This window comes from Trichocoleus sp. FACHB-40 (genome assembly GCF_014695915.1).
Classification (GTDB): domain Bacteria; phylum Cyanobacteriota; class Cyanobacteriia; order Cyanobacteriales; family FACHB-T130; genus Funiculus; species Funiculus sociatus.
This window is the reverse complement of the sequence record NZ_JACJPF010000041.1, coordinates 216736-229096: the sequence shown is the minus strand read 5'-3', so window position 1 is coordinate 229096 and position 12361 is coordinate 216736. Positions and strand designations below refer to the sequence as shown.

9 protein-coding genes, 1 tRNA gene and 1 pseudogene are annotated in these 12361 nt (G+C 44.0%); 5 read left to right on the top strand and 6 right to left on the bottom strand.

Translation table 11 applies throughout. The features are described 5' to 3' along the window. Window positions 1-98, top strand: a pseudogene (locus H6F63_RS30905) (IS982 family transposase); the annotation flags it as partial. A 503-nt stretch (window positions 99-601) separates the two neighbouring features. On the opposite strand, the gene H6F63_RS07460 reads toward H6F63_RS30905, so the two are convergent. The 5 genes from H6F63_RS07460 to nadA all read right to left on the bottom strand — a co-directional run bounded on the left by H6F63_RS07460 (window position 602) and on the right by nadA (window position 9369). Further along, window positions 602-1720 (bottom strand): hybrid sensor histidine kinase/response regulator, encoded by a 1119-nt coding sequence (locus tag H6F63_RS07460; protein WP_190636192.1) that lies wholly within the window; start codon window positions 1718-1720, stop codon window positions 602-604. Beyond that, complete coding sequence (locus tag H6F63_RS07455) at window positions 1698-6278, bottom strand: PAS domain S-box protein (protein WP_190636190.1); 4581 nt, start codon at window positions 6276-6278, stop codon at window positions 1698-1700. Before H6F63_RS07455 ends, H6F63_RS07460 begins: the two co-directional genes overlap by 23 nt. Window positions 6279-6713: 435 nt before the next feature. After that, entirely contained in the window at window positions 6714-7406 is a 693-nt protein-coding gene (locus H6F63_RS07450) for a TIGR04283 family arsenosugar biosynthesis glycosyltransferase (RefSeq protein ID WP_190636188.1), read from the bottom strand. A gap of 37 nt (window positions 7407-7443) precedes the next feature. After that, window positions 7444-8058 carry a TIGR04282 family arsenosugar biosynthesis glycosyltransferase gene (locus H6F63_RS07445; RefSeq protein WP_190636185.1) on the bottom strand — a complete coding sequence of 205 codons (615 nt, stop codon included), beginning with the start codon at window positions 8056-8058 and terminating at the stop codon, window positions 7444-7446. Between the two features lie 336 nt (window positions 8059-8394). Beyond that, window positions 8395-9369 (bottom strand): quinolinate synthase NadA, encoded by a 975-nt coding sequence (gene nadA, locus H6F63_RS07440; RefSeq protein WP_190636183.1) that lies wholly within the window; start codon window positions 9367-9369, stop codon window positions 8395-8397. Between the two features lie 155 nt (window positions 9370-9524). Between nadA and H6F63_RS07435 the strand changes: the two genes are divergently transcribed. The 4 genes from H6F63_RS07435 to H6F63_RS07420 all read left to right on the top strand — a co-directional run bounded on the left by H6F63_RS07435 (window position 9525) and on the right by H6F63_RS07420 (window position 11415). Continuing rightward, the gene (locus tag H6F63_RS07435; protein WP_190636180.1) at window positions 9525-10451 is read left to right on the top strand and encodes a TIGR04168 family protein; all 927 of its coding nucleotides are present in this window, start codon (window positions 9525-9527) and stop codon (window positions 10449-10451) included. Between the two features lie 42 nt (window positions 10452-10493). Then, window positions 10494-10578: transfer RNA gene (locus H6F63_RS07430), tRNA-Ser, on the top strand. 59 nt (window positions 10579-10637) lie between these two features. Then, window positions 10638-11099 carry an MgtC/SapB family protein gene (locus tag H6F63_RS07425; RefSeq protein WP_190636178.1) on the top strand — a complete coding sequence of 154 codons (462 nt, stop codon included), beginning with the start codon at window positions 10638-10640 and terminating at the stop codon, window positions 11097-11099. Window positions 11100-11238: 139 nt separating this feature from the next. Continuing rightward, window positions 11239-11415: a hypothetical protein gene (locus tag H6F63_RS07420; protein ID WP_190636177.1), complete on the top strand. Its 177-nt coding sequence runs from the start codon at window positions 11239-11241 to the stop codon at window positions 11413-11415. A 46-nt stretch (window positions 11416-11461) separates the two neighbouring features. Here H6F63_RS07420 and H6F63_RS07415 read toward each other — a convergent pair whose 3' ends face one another. Beyond that, window positions 11462-12253, bottom strand: a complete 792-nt coding sequence (locus H6F63_RS07415; protein WP_190636174.1) for an SAM-dependent chlorinase/fluorinase — start codon at window positions 12251-12253, stop codon at window positions 11462-11464. Window positions 12254-12361 lie beyond the last annotated feature (108 nt).

Below are 12361 nucleotides of genomic sequence, written 5' to 3'. Positions count from 1 at the left end.
ATTTTATGGTCAATATCTTGTGTGGTTTAATTGCTTACTGTCATCAACCCAAGAAACCATCACTCCGTTTAGAGTGGGCTTTGGTTCAATCAGCTTAACCCGAACTGAGGTTAATTAGTTGTTGATGGTTCATTGTTCTTAATACGAATGGCACTGACTTAAGGGGAATTGGATTTTATCGTAGTAGCGCGTCCAATCTAAATTGCTCTAGCTAGTTGTAGGTTCGGGAGCCACGCGAAAAGGGGGGATTTCCCCGTTGAGCGACGTGGCGTTTGAGGTAAGCGTTACCCAACTTTATCAAGCCTTTGTTACATAGAGAAAAACGCTCTACTTAACAAACCAGCTTAGACTATACACCCTACTACAAGCCTTAAGTCAGTGCTATTTCTCTTAATACAGATGCAATAGACATTTTGCAAAAGTAGATAAACTATCTGCGTTCATCTGCGGTTAAAAATTCCAATATTCGAGTTTTGCAAAAAATATAATCAACCATGAACCTTAAACCATCAACTTGAAATAATATAGCAATCCTATTTGAGTTGTGAGATGCCCGTAGTTCAGATCCCCGACTTCGAGAGAGAAGTCGAGGATCTCGCCTTCATAAATCATTTAGGACTGCTATATTACTTGATATTGGCAGTGAAATATGTATTGTTGTTTGCCGATTGGGTATACTTTGAATCGTCAATTGTCCTCCATGTAATTCAGCCAATCGTTTAGCAAGAATCAGTCCTAATCCCGAACCTTGCTGTTCGTAGACTTTACGATTAAATTGCATGTAGGCTCCTAGATTGGCAATTTGTTGGACATTCATACCCCGTCCCTGGTCGCTTACACCTAGAGTAAAGGTATTATTTTCGGAAATACTGAAAACGCGAATTGGGGTGCTAGTTGCAGAAAATTTACAGGCATTATCAACTATTTCTTCAACAATTTTCTTCAGGTTTGCCTCAGAAATCTTCAGAGGAGCATCTTGCAGTTCTAAAGATAAATCTGCTTCTCTGCCAGCTGTTTGAACTATTTTGCGGGCAACTTCTGCGATCGCTTTCTGGGGATTGTTCATTTGACTAGCCCGCAATTCCTGAATTCGCTCTGGCTTTGTCGCAATTAGTTCAAGGTCTGCATATAGCAGAAAATTCAGAATCAGCCTGTTTAAACGACTGGCAGAAGTATTGATGTCTGAGAGCATTTCCAGAACTTCTTCTTTTTCCATCAAATCATATGATTCGATAAGAAGTTGTGAAAATGCCATAATTCCATTAAGGGGGGTACGCAATTCGTGGGGAAGTGACTGGACGATATTACTCCGCAACTCATCCAGCTTTTCTTGGGATTGCTTATCTCCCGCTACCTTTTTTTCTAACCGAGCCGTGATAGCTCCCAAAAGTTCTTTTACTGTAAAGGGTTTGGTGAGATAATCATCTGCTCCCAGTTCCATACCTTGACGCAAATCGGCTTTGCTAGCTTTAGCGGTGAGAAAAATAAAGGGAATCATCGCCGTTGCGGGGTTTTGGCGCAAGTTGGTAAGTACACCATAACCATCGAGTTCAGGCATCATTACATCGCAAATAATCAAGTCAGGTAGGTAAGACTGAGCTAATTGGATGCCTACTTGGCCATTTTCTGCACTAAGGGCATCAAAATTCTCATTATCAAGCATTTCTAAAATAATCTCTCGAAGATCTTCTTGATCTTCAATTACTAAAATTCTTGTCATAAGTTTGTGTGTATCTATTCAAGGGAAGAGTAACAGTAAATGTTGTACCTACATCAATTTCGCTCGTAACCGCGATTGCTCCACCGTGTGACTCTACAGACTTTTTGACAATTGCCAATCCTAGTCCAGTACCAGGAATTTTGCCGACATTTTTAGCACGATAAAATGACTCAAACAGTCTTTGTAAATCTTCTTCGACAATGCCAAGACCTCGATCTTTGACTAGGAAAATGGCTACTCCATCCCCAAAAGATAACTCAAAATCAACAACACCGCCTTGGTGCGAATACTTAATAGCATTCGAGAGTAAATTGGTGAGGATGTGCCACAGCAGTTTTTCATCCATGCAAGCATCGGTACACGTACCTCGAACCGTAAAGTCAATTTTATGCTGGCTGCCGGTTGTAAGTTGCAGTTCTTCGACCACGACAAGGCAAAATTGCACTAGATCGATCGGGGAAGGCTTAAACTCTATTTTTCGCGCTTCTGCTTTGCCAATCAGCATCACATCTTCTAATAACTGAACTAAATGTTTGACGTTAGATTGAATGCGATGGATATAGCTAAGTTTTTTCTCCTCTGTCCATTTGTGGCTGTAATTTTCTAGTAATTCGGCAGAACCCAGAATTGCTGTCAGTGGGGTACGAAACTCGTGAGAAGTCATGGAAATAAAGCTGGATTTGAGTTCGCCGAGTTCTTTTTCTTTTTCCAGTGCCTTAATAACTTCTTCTTCTGTTCGCTTGCGCTGAATGAATAAGCCCAATTCAGTCGAAGCTGAAATCAGTTCAATCAGTCGTCGATCCTCGTCACGAGATTCAAACATATAGAACACGAGGACAGCGAGGACATTATCATTAGCAACAATAGGAATTGCTAGTGCGGCTTTTAATCCAGCTTTCATCGCCATCTGTACGCGGGGATACACTTGCTTGGACTCAATTGAAACATCTCGTCGCCACTCTGGTTCTTTCGATACCCAGACGCGACCGGGCATTCCAACGCCTGGTGCAAATGTCACCTCCTCGCTCAGTCTTCTGAATTCGTGTAAAAGATCGCTGCGGGTATACCAAGCTGGGCTGCATTCGAGGACGGTTCCATCGGGGCGTGGAATCCAGGCTTCTCCAACATCCCACCCTGTCGCTTCGCACACTTTCTCTAGGGCAATCCGCAACGCAGCGTGAAAGTCTTCGGAATCAAAGACCGCTTTCGTTATTATTTGTAGGAAACGGACTTCTTCCTCGGTCTGCTTGCGCTGGGTTATATCCTCTGCAAGACCGACAATGCGGGAAACTTTCCCAGTTTCGTTTTTAACAGGAAAAGCGCGATCGCGTATCCAGCGAATCGTACCGTCATTGCGTACAATTCGATACTCCTCGTCGTAGTCGCTAAGCTGTTTCTCTAGAGCAGCTATCAGGCGCTCCCGATCCTCCCGATGGATAGCGTTCATCCAAGAGCTAGGCTGCTCGTACAGGCTTTCGCAACTGTAGCCCCATATCTTTTCATATGCAGAACTGACATAGAATATCTGAGCATGATCTGGAGAAGTTATCCAAAAGACTTCATTAATAGTTTCTGCCATCTGGCGGAACCGCTCCTCGCTTTCCCGCAGTGCTTCTTCCGTCTGTTTTCGCTCGGTTATATCAATTGCCACTGAAACAGCAGCGCTGCCTTGCTGATACTTTTGAGCAACGATTAAGTAATCTCTAATAGAGTTATTAATTTTAGATTGTATGACTCGACTTGCTGCTAGCTCCTGGCTGGCAAGAAACTGATGCAGAAATTCAGCACACTGAGAGTTTTTTTCTAAAAAATCTAAAGTTTGACCGACAAAGACATCTGGAGACAAGTTAAAGCTGGCAGCAAGATGTCTATTGACACCCTTGAATCGCAGATCTGAGCCAATCCAAGAAACAAACCCAGGTACCGCATCCAAGACGGCTTGGAGGTGTTCTTTAGCCTGTTGCAGTTCCTCCTCAGCTACTTTTCTTTCAGTGATATCTGTTTGAATGCCAATATACTGGCTGAGATTGCCAGCAGCATCATAAATCGGCGCAATGCTTAATTCATTCCAGAAGAGAGTGCCATCTTTGCGGTAGTTGCGTAAAACAACGGTGCAGTCTTTAGCTTCTTGAAGTGCATTCCTAAGTTTGGTTAACTCTACTTGATGGCGATCGCTACCTTGAAGAAATTGGCAGTTTCGTCCCAGCACTTCTTGTCCTTTGTACCCAGTCATTCGCTCGAAAGCAGGATTGACGTAGATCATCGGCAAATCGGGCAGTCTGGCATCACAAATAACAATGCCGTTGCTGCTAGCTGCGATCGCGCGATCGCGCAGTCGCAATGTTTCTTCTGCCTGCTTGCGAGCAGTTATATCGCGGCAGACACATATCATTCCGCCATCTGAAATTAAGGTAAGGGAAATTTCCACAGGAAATGTAGTCCCATCCCGTTTTTGGCCAATTGCTTCTCCTTGCCAGCTACCCTTTTCTAAGAGAACGGGAAAAATATCGCTTTCAATTCTCCCCAGTTCTTCTTGATGATATAAATCTTTCCAAGCCTTGCCAATCATTTCCTCCGCGTTGCCATAGCCAAATGTTTGGACGTGCGAACCGTTGAGATAGATATATTCAACATTCTTATTAAGAATGGCGATGCCATCTGTTGCAGCCTCTACAGCAGCTAACTGTCGCCGCATAGTTTTCTCTGCTTGCTTGCGCGAGGTAATATCTTCTGAAATACCCAACAAATATTCTGGTTTTCCTGTGGCGTCGAAAATCGGTATCTTTTTGGTATGCAGTAGCCTTCCGCCTTTATGGCTTGTTTGTATCGGTTCTTCCGGTATATCTAAAGATTTTCTGCTTGACAATACTTCCCGGTCTTTAGCGTTGAAGAAATCAGCTACTTCTTTAGGAAAAAAGTCGCGATCGCTCTTGCCGACGATATTTTCTTTGGAAAAACCAAACAGTTCTTCAGCTGCTTTGTTTATGCTGACAAACTTAAGCTCGTTGGCATCTTTGACAAAAATTGTATGGGGAATATTTTCGACAATAGAGTTAAGAAAATTTTGCGTACGCCGCATTTCTTCTTCAGCTTGCTTGCGCTTGCTGATATTTTTAAAATAAACTGATAGTCCGTCTTTAGATGGATAAGCATGGACTGCAAACCAGGTATTAAGGGTGGGATAAAACTCTTCAAATTCGACCGCAATTTTCTGGGATAATGCTTTATGGAATTGCTCGTAAAAAATTAAGCTAACAGCTTCGGGGAACTCGTTCCACAGATTATTACCCAGCAGTTCGTCGCGCGATCGCTGCAAAAGTGGTTCTGATTGCGGGTTCAGATAGGTAAATCGCCACTCGTTGTCTACAGCAAAGAAACCATCGGTGATGCTTTCTAAAATGTTCGTAACTCTATTTTTCGCTGCCTCCGCTGCACTCCTTGCTACCTGCTCTCGTTCTAGAAGTTGCAGTCGCTCTTGTTCTGCCCGCCGACGAGCAGTGATGTTGCGAAATACTAATACCGCTCCATACATTGCTCCATTGCTACTAAGAATGGGGGCACAACTATGATCTATAGGGATTTGTCTGGCATCTCGTGCGAGCAAGACTGTATTATTAGTTAATTGTTCGACAACCACTCTTTCTTGCAGCACTTTCCTTATAGGAATTTCAACCTCTTGCCGCGTTTCACCATCAATAGTAGAAAAGACTGCATCTATTTTTCTGCCTATAACTTCTTTGGCAAGCCATCCTGTTAGCTCTTCTGCCCAAGGATTTATGAAGGTTATGTTTGCTGTTGTATCAGTTGCAATTACAGCGTCACCAATGCTGGAAAGAGTTACTTCTAGTAACTCCCTCTGTTCTTGCAATGCCTCCTCGGCTTGCTTTCGTTTAACAACTGTGCGTTGTAACTCAGTAACATGAATTCGTAGTTCTAGTTGCGTTATAACTTGCCTCCCCAAAGCTTTTAGGGACTCAAGCTGCTCGTTGGTTAGATTCCGAGGAATTGTGTCGATCGCGCAGAGGGTTCCCACAGGAAACCCTTCAGGTGTTACTAAGGGGACACCTGCATAAAATCGTATTGCTGGGTTAGAAAGTACCAAGGGGTTCGTGGCAAACCGCTCATCTTCTAAGGCATTGGGCACAACTAGCGGTTTCTCTGGTATAAGAAGGGCATGGGCGCAGAACGCTAAATCTCTTGGTGTTTCTGTTGCTTCAATACCAACTTTTGACTTGAACCACTGCCGATTTTCATCGACAAGGCTGACTAAGGCAATGGGAGTGCCGCAAATATATGAAGCCAAGAGAGCCAGATCGTCGAATGCCTCTTCCGCAGGAGTATCCAGAATGTTGTAGCGGTGTAGCGCCTTTAGTCTCTCCGTTTCGTTGCTAGGCAAGGGTGCTGGGTTGGCTTTTGGTGTCGGCGTGTTTTGAGAACTAGAAGAGACTGTTTTTGTGTTACTCCTCTTGAGGTAGCTACGAAAAAAACTAACGCAGCCTAGAGATATTTTGCCCAGTTGTCTGTAGAGCGATCGCAGGATTGGACGCATAACTTTCATAGAGGGACTAAATCTGATATCTTAAGTGAAGATTTTGCCTTGACGTACTTCTCGATTACTCACTGCACTATCAACATGGCGATATATTGGGTTAGAGATAACCATGCGTTAGAAAACTTCTTCGCTACACTTGCTCCCCCGCTTTGACTAAATTTCTCCCTCTAAAAACAATAATTAACCTGAAAGATAACTGCAAAAAATTTTATACTTTATATATTTTCTATTTTTATGTTATGCACTAATTGTGCAATGTTCATGTAGCATTGACATCGGTATTATTACTATATAAGCAGCCAATAATAAAAACACTAGATATAATTAATATTAATCAAATTTTAAAATTTTGGTCTATAAGCAGCAAATAATAAACATACTAGATATAATTAATACTAATCAAATTTTAAAATTTTGGCGTTCCAGCCTCAATAAAATCTTTTAAGGGCGGAATCTCCCATACCAACGAACTAGCTGCGAAGGAGGAACTCGCAGAAAGTAGCCAATAATTACTACTTGGTTAATGAAAGTAGTTTTTATTACACCAAGTTTTTGCCAACGACGTGCAGAAGTCAACACCGAAGCCGGGACAACGGTAATATTTCCCAAACGTCTGAGGCGAAGGATAAATTCAAAATCTTCCATGATTGGGAGATTGGGAAAACCCCCAATCTCGTGAAAAACCGATGCTTTCAAAAAGATTGCTTGATCGCCGTAGGGTAGATGCAAAAAGCGCGATCGCCAATTTACCATCTTTTCTACCAGACGTAGCGATCGCATCCGTGCATCAATCTTCAACTCAAATGCACCAGCAATTGTTCCTCTTTGGGCTAATGCTTGGCGAACTATAGCATCGAAACCAACAGGTAAACGAGTATCCGCATGAAGAAATAGCAGAATATCCCCCGTAGCAACTTTAGCACCTGCATTCATTTGGCGATCGCGACCAGCAGCAGCAGACAGAACTTGCACACCCAAAGATTTAGCTATAGCGACAGTTTCATCCTGACTTCCCCCATCCACCACAATCACTTCCACATTTGTCGTCTTTTCAAAGCTTACTAAATTTAATCTAATTCGGGAAGCCTCATTTAAAACTGGAATAATAACCGAAATTTTGGGTGCTTCTGTCACTCATAACTCCTAACTCTAGACGCGATATATCGCCTCTCTACAATTCAAAATTTTTAAGTTGTGCCAAATCCTCTGGACGGTCAATATCAGCCAGCGGTGGAAGATAAGCTATACTCAAATTCATCGAGGATGCGATCGCTATAGTTTTTGCCAACACCTCAGAAGTTCCCCAAGGAATTTCCGCAAACAGTTGGGGAAAAACCCGACGCAAACCTATTAAATAATATCCTCCATCCAACGCTGGCCCCAAAACCAAATCGTGCAGAATTAGCCCATCAAACGCTTCTGACATAATTTTCGCACTCAAATCGGGGCAATCAGTGCCAATAATCAAAGCACCCTCTATCCCGTTACTAAAAGCACCATCAAACGCCGACACTATCCGCAATCCTAAATCTCCATCAACTTGAGGCTTGTAGATAAAATCAGCCCCTAACCAGTCTTGCATCAGCTGTTGATTACCGCCAGAAAAATAAACTTCCACACTCGTAGGACGTTCTCCCTGGAGTTCCCTAACCTGCGAAAGAGTATATTCAGCCAACCGACGATGAAGATTTGCTGCACCTTGGCTTCCCAAAGCCGGAATTAGTCGAGTCTTCGCTTTTCCCGGTTCTGGATAGCGAGTAAAAACAATTAAACACTCTTTACTCATTTTTCCGATTTTAGCTAAAGCGTAGGTTGGGTTTCGGGGAGCATCCTGTATTTGCAAATCGCCCAATTGAGTCCGCGCAGGCGGACTTGGTTTGTGTAGCCGCGATTTCCAATCGCAAGGTATTTTTGCAAAAACGGGATGCTCCCTTGGGTTTCGTACCTCAACCCAACCTACAATTATTTTTAACTAGGAGGAATTTGCACCGATGACAACGATGCTTTGATCCCCCCAACCCCCCTTTTTAAGGGGGGCTAAGAAAAAGTGATACCTTAAAGCCCAAATGCCAGAAAAATCCTTTGAGAATCTCCTGAAAAAGGGGCTAATAAAAAGGTTCAATTAAATACTCATTTCCAACATCCGCTGCATTGGACGCAACGCTGCAACTCGCATTTCCTCCGGTAAAGTCACCTCTGGCGTTCGATTTTTCATCGCCAAATAAAGTTTCTCCAGCGTATTTAACCGCATAAACGGACACTCATTGCAAGCACAATTATTCATCGGCGGTGCTGGAATAAACTTTTTATTCGGCTCTCGCTTCTGCATTTGGTGGATAATTCCCGGCTCAGTAGCGACAATAAATTCCGAACTATCACTTGCTTGAGAATAGTTCAGCAAAGCTGAAGTAGAGCCAATATAATTGGCGTGGCGCAAAACTGGAGGTTCGCACTCAGGGTGAGCAATTACCTCAGCATTTGGATGTTGAATTTTTAGCTGGATAATCTTCTTTTCAGAGAAGGTTTCATGGACAATACAACTACCTTGCCACAGCACCAAATCTCGCCCAGTTTGCTCCATAACATATCGCCCTAAATTTCGGTCGGGAGCAAAAATTATCGGTTGATTTTCTGGGATTTGGTTGACAATTTTAACCGCGTTGGAACTTGTGCAAATAATATCGCTCATCGCCTTAATTTCAGCGGAGCAGTTAATATAAGAAACCACCAAATGTCCGGGATGAGCAGCTTTAAATTTTGCAAAGGCATCCGGCGGACAACTATCTGCCAAAGAGCAACCCGCGTCCAAATCTGGCAGCAACACCAGTTTATCTGGATTGAGAATTTTGGCAGTTTCCGCCATAAAGTGAACCCCTGCAAAGACGATGACATCAGCATCGGTGCTGGCTGCTCTGCGGGAAAGTTCTAAGGAATCCCCGATATAATCTGCTACATCCTGAATATCAGGGTCTTGATAGTAATGGGCAATAATAACGGCGTTAAGCTTCTTTTTTAAGGCTTTTATCGCCTCAAACAAATCGTAAGGTAGTGCCTCGGTCTGGGTAATAGCGCGTTGGGGAAGTGTATTGGTAAACACAGTTAAAAGATGCCTTGAGTACCAAGTTGTTAGGGGTGTAATCAGTAATTATAGTTGTTTTTACCAAAAGCTGCTGTGGGGGATTAGGTTTTTTATATAAGAAATTTCTCTCGTTCCCCGGATTGCTATTCTGGAATATAGGCAAGGGGGTAGGCATGACGAGTCATCAAGAGAAATCCATCAAAATCGCTGTTGTGGGAGATGTTCACGACCAATGGGAAGCTGAGGACGAACTAGCCCTCAAGCATCTAGGCATTGATTTAGCGCTGTTTGTGGGGGATTTTGGTAATGAATCGGTGGATGTGGTAGAGGCGATCGCATCTCTCGACCTCCCCAAAGCAGCAATTATGGGCAACCATGACGCTTGGTATAGTGCCTCAGATTGGGGTAGAAAGCGGTGTCCCTACGACCGTGAAAAAGAAGACCGAGTGCAGGAACAATTGGATTTACTGGGAGAAGCCCATGTCGGCTATGGTAAGCTCGACTTTCCAAAACTCAATTTAAGCGTGGTGGGGAGTCGTCCTTTTAGCTGGGGTGGCTTGGTTTGGAAAAATGCGGAATTCTATCAAGAGCGTTACAAAGTAACGAATTTTGCAGAATCCACCGAGCGCATCGTCGCGGCAGCAAATAGCGCCGCTTATGAAACTATCATTTTTATGGGACACAATGGCCCGATCGGGTTAGGCGATCGCGCAGAAGATCCTTGCGGGAAAGATTGGTATCCCATCGGCGGCGACTATGGCGATCCGGATTTTGCGGATGCGATCGCTCAATCTCGCAATCAGGGTAAAACCATTGCCCTAGTTACCTTCGGTCATATGCACCACCAGCTGCGTCATACTAAAGAGCTGCGAAACCCTATCTATATCGGCGCAGAAGGCACAGTTTACTTAAATGCGGCAAGTGTACCCCGGATTATTCAGACACCAAGCGATCGCCTGCGTAACTTTTCCCTCGTTTCCCTGCAAAACGGTGTCGTCTCCCAAGCCTCCCTCGTTTGGCTTGGCTGTGACTTCAACATAGCATCCGAGCAAATTCTTTACCGTCGCCAGGAGTCAGTACAATCAATCCTCAGCCAGTAGTCAAAAGATCCACCAATCTTGATATGATAAAAAAATGCACCTGGAGAGGTGGCAGAGTGGTCTAATGCGCTCGACTTGAAATCGAGTGAACCGAAAGGTTCCGAGAGTTCGAATCCCTCCCTCTCCGTTACCCAAAACACCTTGTAACTTAAACTGGTTGAAGTAATTCCTTCTTCCAGTACAAAATTGTCACAAACTTACTTACTTTCCCCCGATGATTGGTTAGGCATCAGCTTCAGGCTATGTTTTGCTATGCTCGTTGGAGCGATTATCGGCATAGAACGCGAACTAAAGAACAAACCAGCTGGCTTAAGAACTCATATGCTGGTGAGTTTTGGTGCAGCACTTTTGACATTAATACCCCTTTTGGTAGATGAAAATGAACTAAACTCTGATGCTCTAAGTAGGGTAGTCCAAGGAATTACAGCGGGTATTGGGTTTTTAGGTGCTGGGGAAATTTTACGGGAATCGCAGCAGGAATCGAGGAAAAAGATTAAAATTCACGGACTCACTTCTGCTGCTGCTATTTGGGTTTCTGCCGCGTTGGGAATTGCCGCAGGTTGTGGGTTGTGGCAGATGAGCTTAATTGGGGCTTTGTTGTGTTTTTTGGTGCTGAGAGTCTTTAAAAAAATAGAGCCTCATAACTAAATTTTCCCCACATTTGGAGTTTGGGAATCGGCGTTTCATCTCTCAAAGTGATGATATTAAATTCAGCAAAGGGGAAGGCGCGGTTTAGGGAATCGCCTTGATATGCTGTATGAGTAGCCTGGAACTGGAAATGAGACTTATGAATAGAGCAGTGGTGTCAATTATAGTTTTTGCATTGTTAATATTAACAATTTTCTCTCCCTTTGCAGCTCTCGGTACTTTGATGCTTGTACTTTTAGCATCGGCATTTGTTTCAGCATTTTGGAATGTGGTGCAGGCAGCGGCAGGAAATCCCAAACAGCCTTCAAAAAGTTAAAAATGCAAAATTCTTAAGAATTTTGCATTTTTAACTTTTAATCTTGTCAACTGAGGCGAGTTACCAACTGATTTAAGCGGGGTCTGCCGAAACGTTCCCAAGCACTTCCGCCGCGCAGAAATAACTCCATCCAGCGGATCGGTTGATTATCTTTAGCGGAATTCCAACCGGAACTTCCCGGCGAGAATGCCAGAGTTCCTTCTGGGACTTTGAAACTGCCGTCTGAGTAGATGGCATCGCTGACCACATCTCCGACTCGAACCACCACCTTTTGTTCTGGTTTCAAATCGACGCTATGGGCGGGGATAGTGGTTTTAATGTTACCGTAACCGTCACACCAGGCGATGCGATCGCTTGGTGCATCAGGTATCTGGTCTGGCTGCAAGACTTCTCCCAAAAGGCTAGTATCTCCCGAAGCGATCGCAGCAGCAGCACTGGGAAACACATCCCGCGATCGAAACTGCGATCCTCCCCGCGAAACCTTCACTGTGTGTAAAACTTCAGCATGGTCTTTGATAAAAGAGAGAGTGTAGCCAGCAAATACACCCACCACTTTGACACCGTTTGGTAGCAGAGCATAAGTCAATCCCTCGCCTTCGTTGTTTTTCCGGGCCTCCGGGTCATCTTGGCGAGGAGCGCAATTGTGATATATTAGTCGATCTGCGGAACCAGGGTTTAGTCCGAGTTGCGCCACCCAAAAGCCAGTCGCCAGGGTACTGAAGGGAGGCACCGAGAGGCAGTAAATCTGGGATGCTGGTAAAGCCATCAAAAGACGTTGTGTAACCTCAGCAAATGCTGGATCACCGTTTCCGTAGTCTGCAATCAGGCTAATGAACATAGCGCCTCTGAATAGAAGTTTGCTACAGCAATATTACTGCTCACCGAATCAAAAAGCGATCGCTTTTATTTTGAGATAAACTCGTGACACTAGAAGCGAAAGGCAATG